Raw genomic sequence first — 26653 nt, forward strand, 5'->3', positions numbered from 1 at the left:
GCAGCGTAAAATTTACGCTGCCTTTTTCGTTATGGGCGTTAATAAGTTATAAACCTAACACTTGTTTACCTTGTTTAAAGGTAATATCAACAGGTATGTTAGCTGATTCTAAACGGTCTAAATCTGCGGCTAAGTCTGCTTTAATCATGCCCGACTCTTCAACAAGTTTAGCAACACCGGCATAATCTCCGTTACCTTGTAACGTTAAAATTAATTCTGATAAGGAATCAACTGCTTGTGTCATTTTTTCCATGTTAACACTGTATAGGCCATCTTCGCTGCGTGAAAACGCGCCGTGCTCTTGGAAGTAATTGAAACGAACCATGTTAGCTTTGCCATGCGCGGAGCTTGCACCAAAACGTACAGAGCGGAAAATGCCCGCCATAAACGTTGTATAGTAGTCTTCAAGTTCACCTTCATCGATTACACCTTTAGCAAGCAACTGGCGAACCATGTAAAGGCCTAAAATATCGGCTTTACCTTCTTCTAACGCTGATGCGTGTTCTTTTAATGCTTGGCGAACAGTGCCATTATCATTAATGGTGTTTTTAATACCTAACCCGTGTGCAACTTCGTGGAACATTGTGTTAGCAAAGAATGCCGTAAACGTAACATTCTCACGTTGTTCAGGCGTAATTAGCGTTGCCGCTATAGGTTGCATGATGGTATCAAACTTCGCTTGCATTGCATTTTTTAACTGTAAACGGCGAGTACCTTTTGCTAATTGTACTTCTTCGTCATTAGGCAAATTAATCGCGATAGTTTTGCCACCAGCATTTGAATGGCCTGCGTAATAAATTACGTCGTAAGCATTTAAATCAGCATCAGATCCTGGCACTTCAGCTTTATACTTTTTATTCACAGGTAAGCCGCGTTGTAGTTCAGGTAAGAAAGCAGCATATTTGGCGAGTTTTTCACTCCAAGCCATGTCTTTAATTAAAACATATGACTCAAAGCCTGCACGGTAGCCGTATAACTGATCTTCATAAGTCTCGATAGGACCAATGACAACATCAATCATATTGTTTTTCATATCCATCCATGCAAAATCAGACGCTTGATATTGATCAGAACGCAAGGCTTCTGCACGCATGTTTAGATAGTTGGCAAATTCTTTATCTTCAGCGTAACCCGATGCTTTTTCTAGAATCGCTGCTGCGCGATTCATTTCATCACTAAACGCTTCAGAGTATGCAACTGTTGTTAACTGGCCTTCATGATCGCGACGAACTAAAGAGTAAAGCCCCTCTTTATCAGCAAAGTCTGCATTTTCAAATTCGGCTTTACTCATATCGTGAGGATAAAACTCAGCACCGGCAGTTTTTTCATCAAAACCTTTTAAGAACGGTTTGTCGCCATTTAAACGATCCCATGGACCATAATTAATCGCGGCGAACTCACGTAACTTTTCATCTTTAATTCCCGCTAAAAAGCTGTCTTTGTCTTGACCAAATGCTTGTTGCCAGAATAAATCATCCATGATGTCAGACGCTTCGATAAGTAAACCGATTAAGGCTTTTTGATTCTCTGTCAGGTGAGAAAGATCAGCTGAAAGCGTTACTGGTTCGTAAATATTTAATCGATTTTGATATTCTGGAACGATTTGATATTCAGCTTGCTTAGCTGCTTGGTCTACTTGACCGCAACCTGTTAAAGCTGTGCCTGCTAAAATTAGCATGGCGGCAATTTTATTTAATTTCATAGATTTTTTCCGAAAAGGTTAACCGCTAGAGACTAGAAAATTATGACAATAAGTTCAAGGGTGACGCGCGAGATAGTAACACTTTTAAACAGATATAAAAAAACCGGCATCAGCCGGTTTTTTAAATTTTATAAAAACAAAGATTAAAGTGCTTTGATAGCAGCGTTTAAGCGGCTCTTGCTACGTGAAGCTTTGTTTTTGTGAATAAGACCTTTAGTTGCGTAACGATCTAAGATCGGTGTAGCAGCAGCAAATTCTTTTGTTGCAAGTTCTTTGTCACCGGCTTCAATTGCAGCGATTACTTTTTTAACTAAAGTGCGCATCATTGAACGACGGCTTGCATTGTGTTGACGGCGCTTTTCAGATTGTACCGCGCGCTTCTTAGCTTGCTTTGAGTTAGCCAAGGTGAACTCCTAAAATAATAAAAATATAGCCTAAATTTAAGGCGACGAAATATGCCTGTTTTTGTGGCGAATGTCAAATTTTTTTATGATTGATTTATCGCCTGAATCACCTAGCGCAGTATTATATAGTCTTGGCGCAATCAAGCAATAAGTTTTCTGTTGTTTCTGGCAAGTTTTTACAGGCATAATAAATCTTTTTTCCGTGTTGCTTCATCATTTCTTCTAAAAGGATTTATTTTTGAGTAAAAAATTAATCAAATCAGGTGTTATTGTTAGCTTTATGACCTTGATTTCTCGCGTCTTAGGATTGGTGCGAGATAGTGTAATTGCTTACATTATGGGGGCGAGTGCTGCAGCGGATGTTTTTTTATTCGCCAATAAGATCCCAAACTTTTTAAGACGCCTTTTTGCTGAGGGTGCGTTTGCTCAAGCGTTTGTTCCTGTGCTCAGTGAATTTGAAGCTCTGGATGAAAAAGAAGAGCGTGATAAATATCATACGAAAAAACTTATTGCTCAAGTATCAGGAACATTAGGCACTATTGTTACCGTGGTGACATTGACTGGTGTTATTGCTTCGCCAATTATCGTCGCTATTTTTGGTTTTGGCTGGTTTTTAGATTGGTTGAACGGTGGCCCTCATGCCGACAAGTTTGAACTCGCCAATACGCTGTTAAAAATTACCTTTCCTTATTTGTGGTTCGTTAGTTTTGTTGCCTTGTCTGGAGCAGTACTCAACACGTTAGGTAAGTTCGGTGCATCTGCTTTTACGCCTGTTCTACTTAATGTTGCCGTCATCAGCTGTGCGATATTTTTGTCTCCTTACTTTGAAGAGCCAGCATACGCGTTAGCGTGGGGGGTATTTCTAGGAGGCGTTTTACAGTTAGCTTTTCAAATTCCATTTTTATACCGCGCTGGTGTACTGGTTAAACCCAAATGGGCATGGAACGAGCCTGGCGTGATTAAAATACGCAAGTTAATTGTTCCTGCACTATTTGGTGTATCAGTGACGCAAATCAACTTGTTGTTAGATACAGTAATCGCGAGCTTTTTGGTTACAGGCTCGATAAGTTGGCTTTACTATGCTGATCGTTTATTGGAATTTCCTCTCGGTTTATTTGGCATTGGTATAGCAACAGTTATTTTGCCTAGCTTGTCTGGGCTAGCGGCACGTAACAATGAGCAAGAGTTCTCAGCAACGTTAGATTGGGGCCTTCGTGTTATTTGCCTATTTGGCTTACCCGCTATGGCTGGCCTAATGGTGCTTGCTCAGCCTGTTATTATGGTGCTTTTTCTACGTGGTGAATTTAGTGAATTTGATGTTATACAGGTGTCTATGGCGCTGTTTGCTTACTTATCAGGTTTGTTGAGTTTTATGTTCATTAAAATTCTCGCACCAGGATATTACTCTCGCCAAGATACAAAAACACCTGTGAAAATTGGTGTTATAGCCATGGTTGCTAATATGCTATTTAACCTGATATTAGCGCCTGTTTATGGTTACGTTGGTTTAGCGTTAGCGACGACTTTATCTGCCACGCTTAATGCTTATTTGTTGTATCGAGGATTAAAAATACAAGGTGTTTACCAATTAAGTAGCACCTCAAAAAAAATCATGGGCAAAATGATCTTAAGTGCACTTCTTATGGCTGGATTGGTGTATTGGCTCTCACCAGCTTTTGATACCTGGTTAACCTATGACTTTATTGAGCGAATAGGCTTGCTGTCGCTATATATTGGTGTTGGTATAGTTTGCTATTTTATTATGGTTGCCATGCTCGGCATTCGTATTCACCACTTCAAAGTAAGACAACAAAAAGCCATTATCGATAAAAACATCTAATTAATTAAAATAAATACGCTGATTTTACTTGCAGATGCTGATTCTTGTATACGAGTGATATATAATTCGTCAGTTTTTATGTGTAAGCTTGCTTGTTTCATGCAAGTCGTGATTTTTAGCGAAGGGTAGCGCAGATATTCTGCCGGTTAAGGTTTTTTAAATAAATGCAATTAATTAGAGGTATTAATAATATACAGCCAGAAGATCACGGGTGTGTATTAACCATCGGTAATTTTGATGGTGTGCATTTAGGCCATCAACGCGTCATTAATGCATTGATAGAAAAAGCTAACGCTCACAATGCTGTTCCTACGGTCATGGTTTTTGAACCACAGCCACAAGAATTATTCGGCGGCGATAAAGCACCTGCGCGACTAACAAGACTTAGAGACAAGTATCATTTGTTAGCAAAGCTTGGTGTTGAACGTTTGATGTGTGTGAACTTCAACCAATCGTTTGCTAGTATGACTGCGCCTGTATTTATTGAAGAGTTATTGGTAAAACAGCTCGGTGTAAAACATCTGATTATTGGTGACGACTTTAGGTTTGGCCAGCATAGACAGGGCGATTTTAGGATGCTTAAAGCATACGGTGAACGTCTTGGTTTTACCGTAACTGATACCGCTAGCTTTAAATTAGAAGATTGCCGAATTAGCTCGACAGAAATTAGAAAAGCGTTAGAACAAGATCATTTATCTGAAGCTGCACGCATGTTGGGGCGTGATTATGCGATATCAGGTAAAGTGTTTCACGGCGATAAGAACGGCCGTAAATTTGGTTTTCCAACCGCAAATGTCTTACTTAAACGCAGAGTGTCTCCCGTTTCCGGGGTATATGCGGTAAAAGTTAAGCATGATGAAAAAGAATATTTTGGTGTTGCCAATATTGGTTGTCGACCAACCTTAGCAGGCGTAAGACAACAGCTAGAAGTACATATATTTGACTTCAATGCTGATCTTTACGGGCAGCACATCGAGGTAGCGATGTTGAAAAAACTGCGTTCAGAGCGCAAGTTTGATTCCGTTACCGCATTAACCGAACAAATTAAAATTGATAGTGATCAAGCGAGAGCATTTGTCGCCTCTCTTGTGCAATAACAACGGATATATACGTAAATGACTGATTATAAATATACGCTTAATTTGCCTGATACTCCATTCCCAATGAAGGGGAACATGGCAAATCGTGAACCTAACATGCTTAAAGATTGGAACGAAAAAGGTCTTTACAGCAAAATTCGAGCGGCGAAAAAAGGTAAGAAATCATTCATTTTGCATGATGGCCCTCCGTATGCGAACGGTAATATCCATTTAGGTCACTCAGTAAATAAAATTTTAAAAGACGTTATCGTTAAAGCGAAAACACTTTCGGATTTTGACTCGCCATATGTGCCAGGTTGGGACTGTCACGGTTTACCAATCGAGTTAATGGTTGAAAAGAAAGTAGGTAAACCAGGTCATAAAGTGTCAGCGGCAGTATTTCGTGAAAAATGTCGTGAATACGCTATCAAGCAAGTTAATGGACAACGAGAAGACTTTAAGCGTTTAGGTGTTTTTGGTGATTGGGAAAACCCATACCTAACAATGAACTTTGAAACGGAAGCAAACATTATCCGTTCTTTGGGTAAAATCGCTGAAAATGGCCATTTACAACAAGGCTTCAAACCTGTGCATTGGTGTACTGATTGTGGTAGTGCGTTGGCGGAAGCTGAAGTTGAATACAAAGATAAAGTATCACCAGCGATTGATGTCAAGTTTAACGCTGTTGATGAAGCGGTTGCTGAAAAGTTCTCTATTGCTGAAGGTCACCCAGGCGAAGGTCAAATTGGTATTGTTATTTGGACAACCACACCTTGGACATTACCAGCTAACCGCGCCGTTTCTGTTCACCCAGACGTAGAGTATTCTTTAGTTCAATATGAAGACGAACAAGGCAAAGGACGTTTAATCTTAGCAACAGATCTTGTTAAAGATTGTATGGACCGTTTTGGCCTGAACAAATACCACGCGTTAGGTTTTGCTAAAGGTAGCGACTTAGACAAGGTTGAACTTCACCACCCATTTAATGATATTACTGTTCCTGTCATTTGTGGTGATCACGTAACAACTGATTCTGGTACTGGTTGTGTGCATACCGCAGGTGGTCACGGTGTTGACGACTTTAGCGTGAGTAAGAAGTACGACTTAGAAATTTACAATCCTGTTGGCGCCAACGGTGTTTTCTTAGAAGGCACGCCTTTTGTTGAAGGCCAACATGTTTTCAAAGCAAACGACGGTATCGTTGAACTATTAAAAGAGCACGGTGCATTATTACATCACCATGCTTATGAGCACTCATACCCACATTGCTGGCGCCACAAAACACCAATTATCTTCCGTGCTACACCACAGTGGTTTATTAGCATGGATAAAAACAATTTACGTCAAGATTCATTAGAAGAAATCAAGAAAACACAATGGATCCCTGATTGGGGTGAGTCTCGTATCGAATCAATGGTAGAAGGGCGCCCTGACTGGTGTATCTCTCGTCAGCGTACATGGGGTGTACCAATTGCCTTATTTATTGATAAAGATACCGGTGCACTTCACCCACGCAGTGTTGAGCTTATTGAAGAAGTTGCACAACGTGTTGAAAAAGAAGGTATTCAAGCTTGGTTCGATTTAGAGCCTCAAGAATTAATCGGTGATGATGCCGAACAGTACGTTAAAGTACCAGATACCTTAGACGTATGGTTTGATTCAGGCACAACGCACTATTCCGTTGTCGATGCTCGCGAAGAGTTTGATGCTCGCGCTGATTTATACCTCGAAGGTTCAGATCAACACCGTGGTTGGTTTATGTCATCAATGATGACTTCTGTAGCTATGAATGGTACAGCACCATATAGCCAAGTGTTAACTCATGGTTTTACGGTTGACGAAAAAGGTCACAAGATGTCTAAGTCTTTAGGCAATGTGATCACGCCAGATGAGATTACTAAGCAATACGGTGCTGATATTCTTCGTTTATGGACTGCGTCAGTAAACTACACGCAAGAAATTACCGTATCAAAAGAAATCTTTAAACGCCAAGCAGATGCATATCGTCGTATCCGTAATACGTCTCGTTTCTTATTAGCCAACATTAACGGTTTTGAACCTAAAACCGATTCAGTTGCCTTTGACGACATGGTTGCGCTAGATCGTTGGGTTGTTGGTCAAGCGGCTCAATTACAAGAAGATATTGTTAATGCTTATGATGAATACGAGTTCCATTTAGTTGTTCATAAATTAATGAACTTCTGTACGAATGAGTTAGGTGGCTTCTATTTAGATATCATTAAAGATAGACAGTACACGGCTAAAGATACCTCAGTTGCTCGTCGCTCTTGTCAAACAGCAATGTATTTAATTGCCGAAGCAATGACCCGTTGGATGGCACCAATTTTATCTTTCACAGCACAAGAAATTTGGACTGCGCTGCCAGCGCCGGTTGAAGGCTCTAGAGATGAGTTTGTTTTCACTAATGTTTGGTTTGACGGCTTAACTGCTATGCCAGCAGACGCTGAACTAAATAATGAATACTGGGAACAGTTACTAAAAGTGCGTGCTGAAGTGAACAAAGTGTTAGAGCAAGCACGTAAAGAAAAGACAGTTGGTAAAGCATTAGAGGCAAGCGTTACGTTATACGCAAGTGACGAATTAACAGCGCAACTAGCAAAACTAGGTGATGAATTGCGATTTGTACTTATTACCTCTGGTGCGAATGTTGTCGCGATAGCTGATAAACCAAGTGATGCATTAGAAACTGAAGTTGAAGGCTTATGGTTAACGGTTGCATCGGCAACGGGTACTAAGTGTGATCGTTGTTGGCATGTAACTGATGATGTGGGCAGCCATGCTGAACACCCTTCATTATGTGGTCGTTGTGTGACAAACGTTGACGGTGAAGGTGAAGTGCGTCAATTCGCATAAGATCATCATGATGAACAATACAAGTAGTTTAAAGTGGCTTTGGTTAACACTTATCTTTTTAGTTGTTGACCAAGCAACGAAACATTATGTCGCAAGTAATATGGACCTATATCAATCAATAGAGATATTGCCATTTTTCCATATTACTTATGTACACAATCTTGGCGCAGCATTTAGCTTTTTAGCGGATCAATCAGGTTGGCAACGTTGGTTTTTTGCAACAATTGCTACGGTTGCAAGTATTGTCTTTACTTATTGGCTTTATAAAACACCGGCCAATAACAAGCAATTATGTGCAGCGTTTGCATTACTGTTAAGTGGTGCTCTTGGCAATTTAATTGACCGTGTGCTTCTAGGATATGTAATTGATTTCCTAGATTTTACGATAGTTAATTACCGTTGGCCTGCTTTCAATATCGCAGATAGCGTTATATTTATTGGCGCTGCTTTAATGATAATTGATTCATTTAAGAAAGAAGAGCCAGCTAAAACACCAAGCAATAGTTAATTCACGAGAGTTATTAATGAGTAAACAAATTACCGCAGAATCAACCATCGTAGCTCATATCACAATGAAGCTTTCAGATGGTTCAGCGGCTGATAGTACCAAGGTAAATAATAAGCCTGCAAAAATTATTATGGGCGATGGTTCAATATCACCTGCTTTTGAAGCGCAATTAATGGGCTTAAATGCTGGTGATAGTGCTGAGTTCACGTTAGTAGCAAAAGATGCATTCGGTGATGTTAATCCTGATAATATTTATCATATGGACAGAACTAAATTTTCCGGTGATGCGCCTGCTGAAATAGGCAATATTATTACTTTTGAACAACCAGGCGGTGTTGAATTACCAGGTATGATCACTGAAGTTTCAGGTGCATCTGTTACGGTAGATTTTAATCATCCGCTCGCAGGACAAGATGTTACTTTTGTCATTGATATCGTAGACGTAGAATAAACCAAGGTATTTGGAACAAGATGGAAATTATTTTAGCTAACCCACGAGGCTTTTGTGCCGGAGTTGACCGCGCGATTAGTATCGTTGATCGCGCACTAGACCTATTTGACGCACCAATTTACGTACGACATGAAGTTGTACACAATAAGTTTGTTGTGAATGGTTTGAAAGACCGCGGTGCAGTTTTTGTTGATGAGTTAGAAGAAATCCCTGATAACAATACCGTTATCTTTAGTGCTCATGGCGTTTCTAAAGCAGTTAGACTAGAAGCAAAAAACAGAGGCTTAAAAGTTTTTGATGCAACGTGCCCACTTGTGACTAAAGTGCATATGGAAGTCTCTCGTGCAAGTCGTAAAGGTGTTGAGTGTGTGTTGATTGGTCATGCTGGTCACCCTGAAGTTGAAGGAACCATGGGGCAATATGAAAGTGAAGATGGTGGCATATATTTGGTTGAGTCACCTGCTGATGTTGAAAAACTCGCTGTGAAAAACCCAGATGAACTTTACTTTTGTAGTCAAACAACCCTATCGGTAGATGATACCTCAGACGTTATTGATGCGCTTGTTGCAAAATATCCTAAGATTGAAGGACCTCGTAAGGACGATATTTGTTACGCAACACAAAATCGTCAAGACGCTGTTCGTGCAATCGCAAGCCAAGTCGATTTATTGTTGGTCGTTGGTGCCAAAAATAGTTCTAATTCCAATCGCTTACGTGAACTTGCTGAGAAAATGGGGACCACAGCTTACCTAATTGATACTGCTGATAACATTGAACTGGATTGGCTTGTCGATGTAACTAAAGTTGGTGTTACTGCCGGCGCATCTGCACCAGATGTTCTCGTAAAACAAGTTATCGAAAAACTTAAAGAACACGGCGGCAAGGAAGTTATAGAGCACCCAGGTCGTGAAGAAAATATAGTATTTGCAGTACCTGCTGAATTGCGATAATCTCATTGGTGGAATTTTGTACAGGAGTTTGTACTGATATTCCACCGCCTTTGTTGCGGTTGAAGATTATAGTGCTCATGTAAGAGCTTATATGCAAAGGATAATGTGGGGGTAAATGATGTTCACCTATGTGATTTTTTCCGCCGTTCGAATAAAAAGTGTACTTTTCTCGGCACACATTAAGTTTTCAGGTTCATACTTGTTAACGCTTTTCTCTTGTCTTTCTTTTTCTAAAACCTTTATTCCAAGTTCTCATTCTACAAATATAAATCTGCAGGTAGGTTGTATTTATGCGTAATCAACGCGGTATCACCTTTATTGAGGTGCTTGTTTCACTGGTGATTCTTTCCACTGGTATTATTGGTGCGGTAGCGATGCAAGCCTCAGCTAAAAAAGGTAGTTTTGACGCGATGCAACGTTCAATGGCTAGTGCACTAGCGCAAGATATTATAGAACGCATGCGTGCAAATGATTCAGACCCCGTTAACCTCGAAAACTATCAAGGTGTTTATGGCGAAGGCAACATCGGCGCACCTGACAATCGCTGTGATGATCCTGATGTGCCATGTAATGCACAACAAATGATTGCTAATGATCTTTATGAATGGGAACAAAAGTTACTTGGTGCCAATGTTAAGCAGGGCAGTTCATCAAGAGGTGGACTTGTTGCAGCAAGAGGTTGCATTGATCATAACAATCAATCTGTTACTGTCGTGGTTAGTTGGCAAGGTCGAATAAAAACAAAAGACTCAGTTGATTCAAACGATACTCTTGCGTTTAGTTGTGGCAGTGCGTCGGATAAACGTCGCCTTGTGCAAATTGATGCATTCATTTTTTAGAGGTGGCAATGAAGAAGTTTCAGCAAGGCTTTAGTTTAATTGAAATATTCATTTCGCTAGCAGTAGGTACAGTATTAGTCGCCGGTGTGTTATCTGTTTTTGTATCGATGAAATCAACAACCACTGAAACGACCAGTTTTGGTGCGCTTCAAGAAAATGGCCGCTTTGCCGTTCAAATTTTAACAGAAGATTTGATGAGAGTTGGTTTTTGGGGAGACTTAAGTGGTGAACTTACCACGAATAAACTTACCCAGGTACCTGGTCAAAATGGCTCAGACTGTATAGGGGAAGGGGCAAATAATACCTCTTTCCCACAAAATGTTGGTCACTTTAGAGAAGTTTGGGGTGAAACATCAGTTAATAGTACTGGCCTTAGTTGTATCACTAATGCGGTTAGTGGTAGTGATATTTTACAGATTAAACGTGTTGTTTCGTCAACTACCGCTGAAGCAAATATTGATGATGATCGCTACTACATGATGACAAATATGACGATCGGTGCAGTGTTTGCTGGCGATGAAGCAACACCTACTATCGATAATGGTAATATTTGGGAGTACCAACACCACATTTACTACGTGCGAGAAGATACTGTCGGTACAAATAAAATCCCAGTGTTGGTCAAAGGTTGGCTAAGAAATGGAACTAATCCACCCATTGTTTTTGATCCTGTCGTAGACGGCATCGAAATGATACGTTTTACCTATGGCGTTGATACGGATAATGATGGCGTAGTTAACTCATTCGTTTCAGCAGATAACATGACAGCGCAACTGTGGGACAACGAAGGTGATAATCAGATTCTAGCCGTTACTATGTATGTCTTAGTGCGTGATATTTATCCTGACTATGATTATGAAAATAAAAACACCTATACTTTAGGTGATATATCCGTTGATTTTATCGATGCAAATGGCGATGGCGACAACTATCGACGTTTGTTATTTTCCTCAACGGTGACGTTATATAATACGAGGACAGACTCATGGTAAGTTATCAAAAACGTCAACAAGGCGTTGTTTTATTGGTATCGCTAGTATTCTTAATTGCTTTAACAGCAGTAGCCTCAGCATTAATGCAAGTAACCACTACTGATATGAAAATGTCTGGTGCAACAGATGATAAAACGACAGCGGTTCAAGAATCATTAAGTGCCACAGATGAAGTAATATTTAATGAAGTTACTCAAACGGCAGGCACCAATGCATTTACCGACAAGATAGAAAGTTTCCCTAAAGAAAAGGTCGTTTCAGCACCAGATACAAGCGCTATTTTATCTGTCGCAAACCCCAATAATTTAGAGTCTGATTGCCCACACTCCCGATCCGGTTCTTCTGTTCAAGTATTTAAGTGCAATGTTCTCAGTGTGCAAGTGACCCGCAAATATGGTCGTAAAAAGCATCAAGACGTCGTTGTGCAGTCAGGTGTCGCGCAACAATTACTTAATATAGGAAATTAATGATGAAAAAGTTTATAACAGGTGCCTTATTGTCTTTAGTTTCCACGTCGCTTATTGCTGAAGATATTGAATTATATATTGGTAATACAGCTCAACGAGTGGGCAATAAACCACAGGTTTTAATTGTTTTTGATAATTCCGGCAGTATGTCAACCAGTGAAACGGTAAAACCTTTATACGATCCTAATACAGTATATCCGGCTGTAGGCGGTTTAAATTCCCTTAGTGACAAGTTCGTTTACTTTACCAAAGGTACGGGACTAGATAACGCAAGTGTTCCAGTGCCAGATAGTCCTAGTGAATCGAGACGTTTTCTTGATGCGATTAATAGCTGTGAAGAAGCGCGAATTCGCCTTGAAACCGTTGGCTTTTATACTGGCTACATCCGCGAATATGCGTTTTCAGGAAATTCAGGTAGCTGGCAAGAAATCCCAGACAATAACGGCGCAAACGTTGAAATTATTGATTGTTGGGATGATATTCGAGAAGAAAACCCTAATAACGCTGGTATAGAAAAGAAAAAAGGGGCAATAGAGGCTTTACCCGATGGTTATCCTGTCGATGGTTTAGGGAGTAAAGGCTCACCGATTTATTATACAACCGACATCAACGCGAGTAATACCGCATTTGGTACGGGTGAAGTTGTCACATTATATTCAGACAACTATTTACGCTACTACCAAAATACAACATTAGATGATGTTGATATTTCGCGTATGGATATAGCTAAGTCAGTGATTACTGATTTAATTGAGTCAGCACCTTCCGTAGACTTTGGTTTACAGGTCTTTAACTTCAATGCCTACAATGAGTATGAATATGATGGCGGTCGTATCGTCTTTGGTATTCAAGACATGACTGATTCAGCGACGTCGACCTTGGTTAACATTATCGATGATGATTTAACGCCGCAAACCAATACCCCATTATGTGAATCATTATATGAGTCTATGCGCTACTTTGGTGGTCAAGCCGTTTATTATGGTGACGGTAGAAGAACACAATCTGATGTACCCGCGCGCGATAAGTCAATCGAGTCTGGCGGCAATTACATCACGCCATATAAAGGGTGTAGTAATGAAGTCTACGTCATTATGATGACAGACGGCGCACCAACCAAAGATAAAGCAGCCGATGGCTTAATCGGTGCACTACCAGGTATAGGCAGTAAGTTTAGCGGTAATTATCTTCCAGCATTAGCTGGTTATATGAAAAACAACGATATCAATAGTGCTATTGAAGGTGTACAAACAGCGACAACCTATACAATTGGGTTTAGTAGTGGCGCAGACGACGCAGCTCCTTTATTAAAAGAGGCTGCAAAACTTGGCGGTGGTGAATATTATCCTGCACAGGACGCGGCTGCACTATTAGCGGCATTACAATCTGCACTTGTTGAAATATTACGTGTTAATGCAAGCTTTACCTCGCCGTCAATTGCCTCAAACAATTTTGATAGAACCGAAACATTAGACTCTGTTTATTATGCGATGTTTTTGCCTGATCGCGGTCCGCGTTGGCAAGGCAATATTAAAAAGTTGAAATTAACCGATGGCAAGCAAGTAGACCGTGAAGGTAACGTAGCCATTGATGAAAATGGCAATATTAAAGCGACCGCAAAAACGTTCTGGTCAACTAACCCCGTTGCTGATGGTGAAGAAGTTTCAGAAGGCGGTGTTGCTGATATGCTGCGCAATAAGTCAACTCGTAAGCTCTTTAGTGATATAGGCAACTCTGGCGCGCTAAAAACTTTTAATAAAATTAATGCCTCAAATTTCTATGGTGGTGATGCTGCGCTCGCGTCATATATGAATATTGCTGAAGAAGAGTTAGATAGCCATATCAACTGGCACATCGGTATTGATGAAGACGATGCTGATGCCGATGGCTCAACTACAGATATTAGGAAGGATGTTTTTGCTGATCCGCTGCACTCAAAGCCTTTGGTGGTCAATTATGGTGGCAGTGAATCAAATCAAGATGTCAGGATTATTGTTGGCACAAACGCCGGTGTCCTTCATATGTTTGATGACAATGGCGACACGGTCGATGAGTCGTGGGCTATTATGTTTAAAGAGTTCCTACCTAACGTAGCGCCTTTGCGAGCGAACTATGCAAGCTCAGATAAAATTTATGGCATTGATGGTTCAGCGTCAATCCACCTGCAAGATGTAAACGGTGACGGCAGTATCGATAGCGCGGTAGGTGACAAAGCTTGGCTATATTTTGGTTTAAGGCGTGGTGGTAGTTCTTATTATGGTATTGATATCAGTGATCCTGACTCTCCTGTCATGCTTTGGAAAATAGATGAAACCACAGCAGGTTTTAGTCGATTAGCCCAATCTTGGTCGAAACCTCGTATTACCTACAGCAAAAATAATATCGTTAGCGGCGTTGCTAAGCCAGTGGTTATTTTTGGTGGTGGCTATTCTATCGCTAAAGATGTAGCTGGTGTTGGTCAAAATGATACCATTGGTAATGCAATTTATATGGTTGATGCTGAATCTGGCACTTTAAAGTGGAGCTTAACGCCAGATGCGAGTTCAGGCACGAACACACAGTTTACCGGGTTAACTGACAGTATTCCTTCGAGTATTGCTATTTTAGATAGCGATTCAGATGGCTTAACCGATAGATTGTATGTTGGTGATACCGGAGCGAATGTCTTTAGGGTAGATATGCCAAGCGCTTCACCATTTGATAATGAAGCGCCATGGACAGCTTTTACTATCGCATCGCTAGGAGGCTCTGAAGCAAACTCAAGTGACGATCGCCGCTTTTTCAATGAGCCGTCAATTGTCAGAGCGTTAATTACAGACACCATTTCAACGGAAAAAACTGATGCGAATGGTGACGACTATCTTGAAGTTACACGACAAGATACGCCTTATGATGCGTTATTAATCGGTAGTGGAGATCGTTCAACACCGTCAGCGATTGATACCAGTGATATGTTTTTTATGATTAAAGACAAAAATATTATTACTCAATCTTTTGTTGGCGAGAACCCAGCACCTAGCACAATTACTCTCTCAGATTTGTATAACTATACTAATGACCCATTTGGTCAATCCTTATCGGCAACAGCTCAAACTGAACTCGAAATTGCTGTAACGTCAAAAGAGGGTTGGTACATTGATTTTGCTGCAGACGGTGAGAAGAGTATGTCATCGGCTACTGCACTCGCGGGTGTCGCGTATTTCAATACGTTTACTCCTGCTGAAAGCGTTAGTGGTGGTCAATGTACGCTAAATACCGGTTCTGGAAAGCTATATGCGGTAGATCTTGCGCAAGGAACCAGTATATATAATTGGAATAATACCGACAGTTCTGGAAGAGACTACCTTGATGTTGGCGATAGAGTGCCAGATACACCTACTGTTGTTATTCCACCGCCAGAAGAAGGCGTTGCAGGCTCGGGTAAAATTATGTTTGTTGGTGTTGGTGCAGGCAGTGATGGTCAAGGTGGTACAGGTAACGGGACATTAACTTTATGTGAAGCGTCAAACTGTGATGTTTTGAACGGCTTCACCTTAGAAACGATGCGTACCCATTTATATATTGAAGAGGACAAAGAGTGAGAAAGCAAAATAAAGGGGTAACCTTAATTGAATTGATGGTTGCAGTCGCAATTATTGGTATTTTAGCTGGCGTCGCTTATCCGTCTTATGTCGACTTTGTTACGCGCTCTAACCGCGCTGAGCCACAGCAAGAGTTACTGCGTATCGCTAACCTTCAAGAAATGTATTACGTTGATAACCGCGAATATACGGCAGATATGAAAGCATTGGGTTTGAATGCCGATCCTTATATCACTGATTCAGGTCTGTATTCAATTGATGCAACGTTAAACACTAATAAAGATGAATTCATACTTAAAGCAACGGCACAGGGAACACAAGCGACCAATGATAGTGCTTGTTTAACTATGCAAGTTACGGAAACGGGTGCTAAATCTGCAACATCAGCCGATTGTTGGGAGAAATAAATGAATATTTTGAAAATACTGGTAGTTGCAATTCCTGCTTTCGCCTTTAACGTTGAAGCGAAAGAAAAGCAGGAAATGAAATGTTATGTCAAAGATAGCTCAGGCATAGATAACATTTATTTTGTTAATGCACCTAAAGATAAAATTAACGCACTGCCCAAAAAACTGATTGGCAAAACCTTCGATAAAGGTAACATTAAAAAACGCAGAATTAGCGAGGTTGTTGAGTGCGTGAAAGCATCAGAATTATTCTCTGATGTCATTGCTAGGCAATTAGATAGCGTAACGGTTAGATAAAGATAGTTGACAAAAGAAAGCAGTGAACGTTAATTAAGTGTGTATGTAAATCTTAGCTACGGCATTAACTGCAGCTAATTACACCTCCACTGCGGTTTTCTTCTTTACCATCGTTATTTGAGTCAGTAGACAAATAAGCCCTGCCTGAACGAAACAGTACTACACCTCTTGATAGGTTTGGATAATTCTGAGGGCAATACTCAAATGTACCGTTTGTTAGTCCGCCGGTTAGCCGTCCGGTTGGTGCGTAGTTAACACTCGTTCTAGGAAATTGCAGTACGTCACCATCTTTTATGGCCGACTTTACTTTGATAATGGCATCGTTATTTGCAGATTCGTAAATATTATTACCATTGACATCAATAAATACTGTAACCTCATTCTCCCAGTTGTCACTACAACTATTATTACTCGCTAATGGGCACATGGTAACGATCTCTTCGCTATTAACGGCATAGTTTTTAGCAAGCAAGGTTAAACTGTGCAATTCAGTCACTTCGTTATCAACGCGCATTTTTACCACAAACTCAGTTAAGCTTGGCATAGCCATCGCTGTAACAATGCCCATAATGGCTACCGTCACCATAAGTTCAATGAAGGTAAATCCTTTAGCTAGTTTTTTCATTGTCGTGTACTCCTTGCGACAAACCTCTCACTATTAGTTTAGTCGTATATGGTTGGAATAGGTTGACGCTTGTGTTGAGTTTTCAAATATATATCAATGATGCGTTTTTCAACATCGTCAGAAACTGGCTTACCTTCCAAAAAGTCATCTAGTTGGTTGTAACTAAGCCCTAACGCGTCTTCATCTTTTTTACCTGGTTCTAATTCTTCAAGATCGGCAGTTGGTGCTTTGGTAACTAATAGCTCTGGAGCACCAAGCTCCTTAGCAACTTGACGTACTTGGCGTTTTGATAAACCAAATAATGGAATTAAATCACAGGCACCGTCACCCCATTTGGTAAAAAAGCCTGTAATGTTTTCTGCACTGTGGTCTGTACCTAACACTAAACCACCTAAGATACCTGCTAGGTGATACTGAGTTACCATGCGAGCTCTGGCTTTAACATTGCCTTTAGAGAAGTCTATTTGTCCATCTGATGCGGTTAATAGCCCTTCACTATCTAATGCGCGCAGTACTTCATTATGAATTCCTCGAGCACCATCAAATATATTTGTCGTAACACAATGTGAAGGTTCGATAAATTCTACTGCTAACTGAGCGTCATCTTCGTCAGCTTGCACGTTATACGGTAAGCGAACAGCAATAAATCTATATTTGTTTTCATGAGTTTCATTCAATTCGTTTACTGCAAGTTGTGCTAAACGACCACATGTTGACGAGTCAACGCCACCACTAATACCAAGAATAAGATTGTTTAACCCTGATTGCTGCAATTGCTGCTTAATAAAGTCTACGCGACGTTTAATTTCAAACGCTGGGTTAATCTCGCTTTGAACTTGCATCTCATTAATGATCGTTTGTCGATCCATTGTCTTACCTTGTGTATATTACGTTATGTTGAATGATTTCATTTAGTTTACCCAATTCGTTTCTATTTTTATACAGACAAAAATAGCCAAAAAGCTGTTAACTCAGGTAAACTGAACCTGTCTAAGTTTATAACAGTGATGAGTTGATTTTAATAATGAAAAAAATTGAAGCGATAATAAAGCCATTTAAAATGGATGATGTGCGTGAAGCGCTTGGTGAAATCGGCATTACCGGTATGACAGTATCAGAAGTGAGGGGCTTTGGCCGTCAAAAAGGGCATACAGAGTTATATCGTGGCGCAGAATACATGGTAGATTTTCTACCAAAAGTGAAAATTGAAATTGTTGTTGATGATGAAACAGCAGAGCGCTGTATTGACGCTATTATGTCTACAGCACAAACTGGCAAAATAGGTGACGGGAAAATTTTTGTCACAGCGGTAGAGCGTGTGATTCGAATTCGTACTGGCGAAGAAGACGCAAATGCGATCTAAAACGTAATCCAGCATACATAAAAAAAGCCGACAACTTGTCGGCTTTTTAGTTTTTATTCGTTACAGATTAGTTAACTAGTCTGTTATCTGGGTAGTTAGCTGCTAATACTTGTAGTGCATTGACACGCAAGTCGTCCAAGCCTAACTCTTCATAACTTTGAATCATTATTTCTAATGCTTCTTCTAGTTCTGCACTCGGCGCAAAGTTTTCTACAATATAACGACCACGGTTTGCCGCTGACGCAAACGCACCGCGACGAACATAGTATTGAGCGATTGCTAATTCATATTTTGCTAAGCGAGATTTGATAGCCACCATACGCTGACGAGCATCGTTTGCATATTTGCTTTCAGGGTAGTTAGACAAAATGTGTTTTAAATCTTTGAATGCTTCACGAGACGCCGTTGGATCACGGTCATCGCGCTCTATTCCAGCCATATCTTGGAATAAGTTTTCTTCCGTACTGATATTTATTAATGCACGCATGTAATAAACATAATCAATTTGCGGATGATTTGGGTTTAATTTTAAGAAACGGTCGGTTAATGCAATACCTTGCCCTGCATCACCACTTTTATAGTAAGCATAAATTAAATCTAATTGCACCTGATGAGAGATAGGGCCAAAAGGAAAACGAGAGTCGATTGCTGAAAGTATTTGAATTGCTTTTTGGTACAAGCCACTTTCTAAAGCATCTCTAGCGTCAACGAATAGTGCTTGTGCAGATTTGTCAGGTATGAGTTCAGAATCGTTATTATCAGATGAAGAACAGCCGGCTAAGCTAATGGTTAGCGCGACAATCATCGCTTTTATTGTCAAATTTTCCATAAATTTCAGTATCACAACACGGTTTTTGTTAAAATAAATTATGAAACCCCGTAGGTACGGGGTAAAATACTAGCAAGCATTCTAACCTAGCAATCATGCCTTGCACAGTGCTAATTAATGAGAGTTTAATGGCTGAAAAAATTCAACACCAAAATATCGTCCCAGAATCTTGCCTTGGTAAGCGTTTGGACCAAACTTTAGCGCAAATGTTTCCAGATTATTCGCGATCGCGATTAAAAGATTGGATTTTAGCAGGTAGCGTGACTATCAATGGCCAAGTAATTACTAAGGCTAGAGAGAAAGTTTCAGGCGGTGAAACAATTGTCATCGATGCTGAAGTTGAAGCAGATATTCGTTTCGAACCACAGGATATTCCACTAAACATTGTTTATGAAGACGATGATATTTTAGTGATCAATAAACCAAAAGATCTAGTTGTACACCCAGGTGCAGGTAATCCTGACGGTACTGTATTAAATGCGTTATTACATCACTGTCCGCAGTTAGATGTCGTGCCACGCGCAGGTATTGTCCATCGTCTTGATAAAGACACAACCGGGCTTATGGTCGTTGCTAAAACGATCGCTGCTCAAACAAATTTAGTTGAGTCATTGCAAGCACGTGAAATTACTCGTGAGTATGAAGCTGTTGCCAATGGTATTATGACAGCTGGTGGTACAGTTGATGAACCGATTGGTCGTCATGGAACTAAACGCACACAAATGGCTATTTCACCGTTTGGTCGACCATCGGTAACTCATTATCGAGTAATGGAAAAGTACCGTTTGCATACTCGCATGCGTTTGCGCCTAGAAACAGGGCGAACTCACCAAATTCGTGTTCATATGGCCCATATTACTCACCCATTGGTTGGTGACCCAGTATATGGCGGTCGTCCTCGCCCACCAAAGAACGCTACACCTGAATTATTGGAATATTTACGCAGCTTTAAACGTCAGGCGCTTCACGCGACAATGTTATCGTTATTCCACCCAATTACTGGTGAAGAAATGACATGGCATGCTCCACTGCCGGATGACTTTAAAAAGCTCGTCAAATTATTGAAAGCAGACTCAGAAATCAATGCACAAGACGACTACTAGTCCTGCATTAATTCCTATTAAATTGCCAATACCGCAGGTGTTGGCTTTTTCTACAACGCGTCAAACTCCTCAAGCAAGCTGTAAAAGCAATCAGCCCTATGATGATTTCAATTTAGCTTTACATGTGGGTGATGAGCCTTATCAAGTTTTAAAAAATAGATCGTGTCTTTTAGACTATTTACCTGCTGGCGCAGACATACAATGGTTGAATCAAGTTCATGGTGACAATGTTGTAAAAGTAACTAGCATGACGCATCAAAAAATAGATGCAGATGCTGTCATTACGCAACAAAAGAACCTTGCTTTAGCAATAATGACCGCAGATTGCCTCCCCATCGTACTGGCAGATGAAAGTGGCAGTGAAATCGCTGTTATGCACGCGGGTTGGAAACCATTAGCTAAAAATATTATTGCAAAAACGATTCAGGTTATGCAGACAGAGCCGTCAAAATTAATCGCTTGGTTAGGGCCATGTATTTCTCAAAAGCACTTTGAAGTGGGTAATGAAGTAAAAGCACAATTTACGTCGTTGAATACTTCCTATGAACAAGCTTTCGTGTCTGGTGAGAGTGGAAAGTTTTTTGCAGATCTGCAATATATTGCAAACCAGCAATTATCTGAGCTAGGCGTCACTAATAGACAAGTGAATACAGCTTGTACTTTTGCAAATCAGTCGCAGTTTTTTTCTTACCGCCGTGAACAAACCACCGGGCGAATGGCAACAATTGCTTGTTTAACCTAAAATTTCATCAGTTTTTAATCTAAATCAACTTCAAGTCAAATCGTTAGTTGAATTCTTAATCAACTACCCCTATTTAATAAAATAGATAACGTAAGACCAGTAGTATGGCCGTAAGGAGAAGACGTATGAGATTAGATAAACTTACCCAAGCTTTTCAAGTAGCAATTTCTGACGCACAATCATTAGCGCTTGGTAAAGATCACCAATTTATAGAACCTACCCATTTAATGCTCGCGTTGTTGAACCAGCAAGGCGGTAGTATCAAAACGGTACTAAAGAGTGCCGGTATTAATGATAGTGCGCTGCGCTCTCAGCTAGATAAGACGTTAGAAACCTTTGCCCAAGTTGAAGGTGTTGGTGGTGAAGTTCAGTTTTCCAGCAACATGGTTACGTTATTAAACCTATGTGATAAATACGCACAAAAACTCGGCGATAAATACATTTCGTCTGAAGTGTTTATTTATGCCGCTGTACATGACAAAGGTTCGCTAGGCCAAACCCTTAAAAACCTCGGTGCAACGGAAAAACGCATTAAAGATGCGATTGAGCATGTTCGTCAAGGAGAAAGCGTGAACGAGCAAAATGCGGAAGACTTAAGACAAGCACTTGATAAGTTCACACTCAATCTAACGGCAAGAGCTGAAGAAGGAAAGCTTGATCCTGTCATTGGGCGGGATGATGAAATTCGTCGGACCATCCAAGTGTTACAACGCAGAACAAAAAACAACCCTGTGTTAATTGGCCAGCCAGGTGTTGGTAAAACAGCCATTGCTGAAGGCTTAGCGCAACGCATTGTTAACGGTGAAGTTCCTGAAGGCTTGAAGAACAAAAAAGTGCTTTCTTTAGATATGGGCGCATTAGTTGCTGGTGCTAAATACCGAGGAGAATTTGAAGAGCGCTTAAAGTCGGTTCTTAACGAGCTAGCGAAAGAAGAAGGGCAGGTGATTTTATTTATCGATGAACTTCATACGATGGTGGGTGCCGGTAAATCTGATGGCGCAATGGACGCGGGCAACATGTTAAAACCAGCGTTAGCTAGAGGTGAACTACATTGTGTAGGCGCAACAACGTTAGATGAGTATCGACAATATATTGAAAAAGATGCAGCACTTGAACGTCGTTTCCAAAAAGTGTTAATCGAAGAGCCTAGTGTAGAAGATACTGTTGCCATTTTACGTGGGTTGAAAGAGCGTTATGAACTTCATCACAATGTGGAAATTACCGATCCTGCGATAGTTGCAGCAGCGTCTTTATCTCACCGATATATCAGTGATAGGCAATTACCGGATAAAGCCATCGATTTAATTGATGAAGCAGCATCAAGCATTCGTTTGCAAATGGACTCCAAACCTGAAAATTTGGATCGTCTTGAAAGACGTATCATTCAATTAAAATTGGAACAAAAAGCATTAGAAAAAGAAAATGACAGTGCTTCTAAGCAAAGGCTGTCAGCGCTCAATGCTGAACTTAACGATAATCAAGCACAATACGATGAGCTTGAAGAAGTTTGGAAAACTGAAAAAGCGGCAATTCACGGCACGCAAACGATTAAAGAAGAATTAGAGCAGGCGCGTATTGAACTTGATATGGCGCGCAGAGGCAGAGACCTGACAAAAATGTCAGAGCTTCAATATGGCAAAATTCCTGAACTAGAAAAGCAACTTGATTTAGCAAGCCAAGCTGAAATGCAAGATATGAGCTTGTTAAAGAATAAAGTAACAGATATAGAAATTGCTGATGTGTTAAGCCGGGCTACGGGTATTCCTGTTTCAAAAATGCTTGAGCAAGAACGTGAAAAATTATTACGTATGGAAGACGAGTTGCATCAACGGGTTGTTGGCCAAGATGAAGCTGTTGTTTCTGTATCGAATGCTATTCGTCGTTCTCGTGCCGGTTTAGCTGATCCCAATCAACCTATTGGCTCCTTCTTATTCCTCGGGCCAACAGGTGTTGGTAAAACAGAGTTAACTAAAGCATTAGCGACGTTTATGTTTGATAGTGAAGAAGCACTTATTCGTGTTGATATGTCAGAGTTTATGGAAAAACATTCGGTCGCACGCCTAGTTGGCGCACCTCCTGGTTATATCGGCTATGAAGAAGGGGGGTACCTAACAGAAGCGGTTAGAAGAAAACCCTATTCTGTTATTTTGCTAGACGAAGTAGAGAAAGCGCACCCAGATGTTTTTAATATCTTATTGCAAGTGCTTGATGAAGGCCGATTAACAGATGGGCAAGGCCGTACCGTAGACTTTAAAAATACTGTCATTATTATGACCTCAAATATAGGTTCTGAGATTATTCAAACTTTTGGTGGTGATGAAAATTACGATGCGATGAAAACGGGTGTAATGGCGGAGCTTGGCAATCACTTTAAGCCTGAGTTCATTAATCGTATTGATGAAACTGTAGTGTTCCATTCACTTCAAGCGCAGCAAATTCAGCATATTGCGCGTATTCAGTTATCTAACCTGGAACAGCGATTAGCAGACAACGGCTACACATTAACTGTTTCAGACGCGGCAATATCGTTAATTGCAGAAGCTGGTTTTGATCCTCTATTTGGCGCGCGTCCATTAAAGCGTGCTATTCAAAACGGTATAGAGAATCCGTTAGCTCAAAAATTGTTATCTGGTGAGTTTGAAGAAAAAACGTCGATTAATATTGATCAAAAAGATGGTGAGTTAGTCATCTTATAGGGACGAATAAAGCATGAGTTCTACTGACTATTGACAGTAGATCTCTACTTGCTTTTGACTCAACATTAATTGTTGGCGCTTTTCTTCTTTAGATAAGATATGCACTTGTCCTTGACTGTCAGTGTATTGAACTTGATCAAAGGCACTAAGTGTCTTGATGTTATCTTGTGCGTCTTTACAACGTTGCTCTATCGTCATCGAAACAACCGAAGAGGCCGCTGTGTCTTGGTTGGCAAAAGAATTTGATTGTTCGCTTGGCGCATCGTCATTTTCAACCATGGATTGTTCTTTTTGTTGTTGCTTGCTTCGAGCAGCAGACATAGTCATCGTGGTATAATTATCATGTGCTGGCTGGTGTTGGCTAAAGTGCACAACGTTGTTGGCATCTACCCAGCGATAAATAACGATGTTTTCTCCGAAGCAAATGCTTGAAAAAACAAGTAATCCTAAAACGTATTTTTTCATTTGCCTGCATTTCTCCATTTTCTGCAATTTTATCAGCAATTTTTAACATGATTGTCTTAACTTATAACAACTCAGCACACGGTTGACAAATTTTTAGCAAGATAAACGCTACATCTGACGATTGGATTATGCTAAATTACCGTCAATTTTAGATAATTTGAATTTTTCTATGACTGAACAACCTGAAAACGAAACAACTCCTAATCGAGGCATATACTTGTTGCCAAACCTTTTAACAACGGCAGGTTTATTCTCTGGCTTTTTTGCTGTTGTTTCATCAATGAATGGTCACTTTGTAAGTGCAGCTATTGCGATTTTTATTGCGATGGTTTTTGATGGCTTAGATGGAAGAGTTGCTCGTATTACCAATACACAAAGTGAGTTTGGTGCCGAATATGATTCTATGGCTGACATGGTTTCATTTGGTATAGCGCCGGGATTAGTTACATATAACTTTGCACTGTCAGGCATGGGTAAGTTTGGTTGGTTAGCTGCGTTTGTTTATGTTGCAGCTGCTGCATTAAGGTTGGCGCGCTTCAACACTCAAGTTGGTGTTGCCGATAAACGTTACTTTCAAGGTTTAGCAAGTCCAGCTGCTGCTGGCGTTATAGCAAGCATTATATGGGTAGGTACTGAATATCAAATAGATGGTCAAGAGCATGGTTTAATCATGGGTGTTATCACTATTGTTGCTGGCTTGTTAATGGTCAGCAATTTTAGATATAACAGTTTCAAAGAGGTCGATTGGAAAGGTAAAGTTAACTTTTTAGTCGTTCTATTTATCGTATTAATTTTTGTTGTTGTTGCTTCTAGCCCAGCGGAGCTATTAATGGCTATTTTTGTTTTATATGCCTGTTCTGGTCCTGTCACAACAATACGTTCTGTTAAAAGACTACGTTTAGAGCATGTTGTTGGTGATGATCATGACGCTGATTTTGATAACGATAAAAAATAAACTCTTTTAGTTTATTTATGAAAAGCCAGCTTTATGCTGGCTTTTTACACTTTAATAATGATTAAACGTTAAAGTTTCAAACATAATTACCATTATTCGCTATTATTTAATCACACGTCTCCTTTAAGTTTACTAGCTAAAATGTTCACACCTAAAAAACGCGTATCTATTTGTCTTCTATTTACAGCATCACTGCCTGTCTTAGCCGAAAAAGCACAGGAGCAAAAAGCTTTTGCATTTGCGCCAATTGTGTCGTCGAACCCAAGTATGGGAACAGGATTGGGTGTGACTAGCTCGTATTTATATAAAACCGATGAAAATAACCCTACGTCTCAACTTATGGGGCTAGCACAATACACTGATACAGACAGCTATTTGGTTGGTACACGCAATATGATGCATTTTGATGATGGTAAGCAAAGAGCGATGACCGCTGCATGGTTTCTCAACATTAATAATGATTTTAATGGTGCTGAATTCGAAAGTGAATCATATGGCGTTTTTCATCGTCAAAGCTGGCAAGTTGCAGATGGCTGGTTTGCTGGTATTCACGGTATTGCAATGTGGAACAACTACAGTGCGCAAAATGATGTGGGACAAGATTTTATCGATCTTACTGGCGCAGAAGATAACGCAGTTTACGGTTTAGGCGTTAACGCTACCTATGACAGCCGCGATAATTTCTACTATCCAATGCAAGGCTCGCTTTTTGAAGCAAGTACATTTTCATATCTAGACGCAATTGGATCAGATGAAGATTACGATTTACTTGAATTAAAATATAGCAAGTACATGACAGTGAGAGACAAAGATGTAGTGGCATTAGGTTACTACGGACGCTATGTCTCGGATGAAGCACCATATTCAGGAGAATCATACTTAGGTAGACGAAGTGCGCTGCGCGGTTTTAATGCTGGTGAAATATCAGGTCAACGTTTAAGTGCCGTTCAAGCAGAGTATCGTTATCACCTATCTGAAAAGTGGAAGTTAGTTGGATTTGCAGGAGTAGCAAATATTCAAGGCGGTACCGCCGACGAAAATAATAAAGAAGGTTTGTATTACAGTGCAGGCATCGGTGTAAGGTATGCTTTACAACCTAAAGATAAAGTTCACCTTAGATTGGATGTTGCCTTTGGCAATGATGACAACCAAGGCTTTTACATAGGACTACAAGAAGCATTCTAGATAAATTGCATAAATCGTAACCTTATTGGGTGTTAATTGAACGTTTGAACTATAATTTAAAATTATTTGAAAAAAAATGGTTGACGCGTGAGGAAAAATCCCTAAAATGCGCTCCACTTCTTCGGGACAGACCCAAAGCAGTGTTTTGATAAGTTTGGTTAACGATAGTGAAACTAAACGGCCAACAAAACTTACGAAAACAGGCTCTTGTCAAAACAAGAAAAAAGTTTTCAAAAAGTGTTGACATCAAAACTGAGAAGCGTAGAATGCGCATCTCGCTTCGGGGCAACGGCCACTAA

The 26653-nt window shown here is 40.3% G+C and carries 24 protein-coding genes; 18 read left to right on the plus strand and 6 right to left on the minus strand.

The genetic code is table 11. The annotated features are described in order from the left end of the window. Window positions 1-46 precede the first annotated feature (46 nt). Both QQK02_RS06230 and rpsT read right to left on the minus strand, forming a co-directional pair. Window positions 47-1702, minus strand: coding sequence for a dipeptidyl-peptidase 3 family protein (locus QQK02_RS06230; protein WP_284207114.1), 1656 nt, complete (start codon window positions 1700-1702; stop codon window positions 47-49). Between the two features lie 143 nt (window positions 1703-1845). Then, window positions 1846-2106: a 30S ribosomal protein S20 gene (gene rpsT, locus QQK02_RS06235; protein ID WP_284207115.1), complete on the minus strand. Its 261-nt coding sequence runs from the start codon at window positions 2104-2106 to the stop codon at window positions 1846-1848. Window positions 2107-2344: 238 nt separating this feature from the next. Between rpsT and murJ the strand changes: the two genes are divergently transcribed. From murJ to QQK02_RS06295, 12 genes are all read left to right on the plus strand, one after another. Next, window positions 2345-3946, plus strand: a complete 1602-nt coding sequence (murJ, locus tag QQK02_RS06240) for a murein biosynthesis integral membrane protein MurJ (RefSeq protein ID WP_284207116.1) — start codon at window positions 2345-2347, stop codon at window positions 3944-3946. Window positions 3947-4110: 164 nt separating this feature from the next. Beyond that, a complete protein-coding gene (gene ribF, locus QQK02_RS06245) occupies window positions 4111-5043 on the plus strand; it encodes a bifunctional riboflavin kinase/FAD synthetase (RefSeq protein WP_284207117.1) in 933 nt (310 codons plus the stop codon). 18 nt (window positions 5044-5061) lie between these two features. Beyond that, window positions 5062-7899, plus strand: coding sequence for an isoleucine--tRNA ligase (ileS, locus tag QQK02_RS06250; RefSeq protein WP_284207118.1), 2838 nt, complete (start codon window positions 5062-5064; stop codon window positions 7897-7899). Between the two features lie 7 nt (window positions 7900-7906). Next, a complete protein-coding gene (gene lspA, locus QQK02_RS06255) occupies window positions 7907-8407 on the plus strand; it encodes a signal peptidase II (RefSeq protein WP_284207119.1) in 501 nt (166 codons plus the stop codon). Window positions 8408-8423: 16 nt separating this feature from the next. Further along, window positions 8424-8858 (plus strand): FKBP-type peptidyl-prolyl cis-trans isomerase, encoded by a 435-nt coding sequence (gene fkpB / locus QQK02_RS06260; protein ID WP_284207120.1) that lies wholly within the window; start codon window positions 8424-8426, stop codon window positions 8856-8858. Between the two features lie 20 nt (window positions 8859-8878). Next, on the plus strand, window positions 8879-9808 hold the full coding sequence (gene ispH, locus QQK02_RS06265; RefSeq protein WP_284207121.1) for a 4-hydroxy-3-methylbut-2-enyl diphosphate reductase: 930 nt from the start codon (window positions 8879-8881) through the stop codon (window positions 9806-9808). A 290-nt stretch (window positions 9809-10098) separates the two neighbouring features. Continuing rightward, window positions 10099-10647 carry a type IV pilus modification protein PilV gene (pilV, locus tag QQK02_RS06270; protein WP_284207122.1) on the plus strand — a complete coding sequence of 183 codons (549 nt, stop codon included), beginning with the start codon at window positions 10099-10101 and terminating at the stop codon, window positions 10645-10647. Window positions 10648-10655: 8 nt separating this feature from the next. After that, window positions 10656-11639 carry a PilW family protein gene (locus QQK02_RS06275; protein WP_284207123.1) on the plus strand — a complete coding sequence of 328 codons (984 nt, stop codon included), beginning with the start codon at window positions 10656-10658 and terminating at the stop codon, window positions 11637-11639. Continuing rightward, window positions 11633-12106 carry a PilX N-terminal domain-containing pilus assembly protein gene (locus QQK02_RS06280; protein WP_284207124.1) on the plus strand — a complete coding sequence of 158 codons (474 nt, stop codon included), beginning with the start codon at window positions 11633-11635 and terminating at the stop codon, window positions 12104-12106. Before QQK02_RS06275 ends, QQK02_RS06280 begins: the two co-directional genes overlap by 7 nt. Then, the gene (locus QQK02_RS06285) at window positions 12106-15687 is read left to right on the plus strand and encodes a pilus assembly protein (protein ID WP_284207125.1); all 3582 of its coding nucleotides are present in this window, start codon (window positions 12106-12108) and stop codon (window positions 15685-15687) included. The genes QQK02_RS06280 and QQK02_RS06285 overlap by 1 nt, the downstream gene beginning before the upstream one ends. Further along, window positions 15684-16094, plus strand: a complete 411-nt coding sequence (locus QQK02_RS06290; RefSeq protein WP_284207126.1) for a type IV pilin protein — start codon at window positions 15684-15686, stop codon at window positions 16092-16094. The genes QQK02_RS06285 and QQK02_RS06290 overlap by 4 nt, the downstream gene beginning before the upstream one ends. Then, entirely contained in the window at window positions 16095-16391 is a 297-nt protein-coding gene (locus QQK02_RS06295) for a TapY2 family type IVa secretion system protein (protein WP_284207127.1), read from the plus strand. Window positions 16392-16455: 64 nt separating this feature from the next. On the opposite strand, the gene QQK02_RS06300 is transcribed toward QQK02_RS06295, so the two are convergent. Further along, window positions 16456-17016 (minus strand): GspH/FimT family pseudopilin, encoded by a 561-nt coding sequence (locus QQK02_RS06300; protein ID WP_284207128.1) that lies wholly within the window; start codon window positions 17014-17016, stop codon window positions 16456-16458. Window positions 17017-17054: 38 nt separating this feature from the next. After that, complete coding sequence (gene nadE / locus QQK02_RS06305) at window positions 17055-17885, minus strand: ammonia-dependent NAD(+) synthetase (protein ID WP_284207129.1); 831 nt, start codon at window positions 17883-17885, stop codon at window positions 17055-17057. Between the two features lie 155 nt (window positions 17886-18040). On the opposite strand from nadE, the gene glnB reads away from it, so the two are divergent. After that, window positions 18041-18379, plus strand: a complete 339-nt coding sequence (glnB, locus tag QQK02_RS06310) for a nitrogen regulatory protein P-II (protein WP_284207130.1) — start codon at window positions 18041-18043, stop codon at window positions 18377-18379. A gap of 67 nt (window positions 18380-18446) precedes the next feature. On the opposite strand, the gene QQK02_RS06315 is transcribed toward glnB, so the two are convergent. Then, window positions 18447-19208, minus strand: a complete 762-nt coding sequence (locus QQK02_RS06315; protein WP_284207132.1) for an outer membrane protein assembly factor BamD — start codon at window positions 19206-19208, stop codon at window positions 18447-18449. 128 nt (window positions 19209-19336) lie between these two features. Here QQK02_RS06315 and rluD point away from each other — a divergent pair, with 128 nt between their 5' ends. The 3 genes from rluD to clpB all read left to right on the plus strand — a co-directional run bounded on the left by rluD (window position 19337) and on the right by clpB (window position 23749). Beyond that, window positions 19337-20311, plus strand: coding sequence for a 23S rRNA pseudouridine(1911/1915/1917) synthase RluD (gene rluD, locus QQK02_RS06320; protein ID WP_284207133.1), 975 nt, complete (start codon window positions 19337-19339; stop codon window positions 20309-20311). Continuing rightward, on the plus strand, window positions 20292-21053 hold the full coding sequence (gene pgeF / locus QQK02_RS06325; protein ID WP_284207134.1) for a peptidoglycan editing factor PgeF: 762 nt from the start codon (window positions 20292-20294) through the stop codon (window positions 21051-21053). The genes rluD and pgeF overlap by 20 nt, the downstream gene beginning before the upstream one ends. 125 nt (window positions 21054-21178) lie before the next feature. Next, entirely contained in the window at window positions 21179-23749 is a 2571-nt protein-coding gene (clpB, locus tag QQK02_RS06330; protein ID WP_284207135.1) for an ATP-dependent chaperone ClpB, read from the plus strand. Between the two features lie 27 nt (window positions 23750-23776). On the opposite strand, the gene QQK02_RS06335 is transcribed toward clpB, so the two are convergent. After that, the gene (locus tag QQK02_RS06335) at window positions 23777-24214 is read right to left on the minus strand and encodes a DUF4124 domain-containing protein (protein WP_284207136.1); all 438 of its coding nucleotides are present in this window, start codon (window positions 24212-24214) and stop codon (window positions 23777-23779) included. Between the two features lie 169 nt (window positions 24215-24383). On the opposite strand from QQK02_RS06335, the gene pssA reads away from it, so the two are divergent. After that, a complete protein-coding gene (gene pssA, locus QQK02_RS06340; RefSeq protein WP_284207137.1) occupies window positions 24384-25169 on the plus strand; it encodes a CDP-diacylglycerol--serine O-phosphatidyltransferase in 786 nt (261 codons plus the stop codon). A gap of 141 nt (window positions 25170-25310) precedes the next feature. Further along, the gene (locus QQK02_RS06345) at window positions 25311-26354 is read left to right on the plus strand and encodes a BamA/TamA family outer membrane protein (protein ID WP_284207138.1); all 1044 of its coding nucleotides are present in this window, start codon (window positions 25311-25313) and stop codon (window positions 26352-26354) included. The last annotated feature ends 299 nt before the right edge of the window (window positions 26355-26653 follow it).

The sequence above is a fragment of the Thalassotalea eurytherma genome, assembly GCF_030161415.1.
Lineage (GTDB): Bacteria > Pseudomonadota > Gammaproteobacteria > Enterobacterales > Alteromonadaceae > Thalassotalea_G > Thalassotalea_G eurytherma.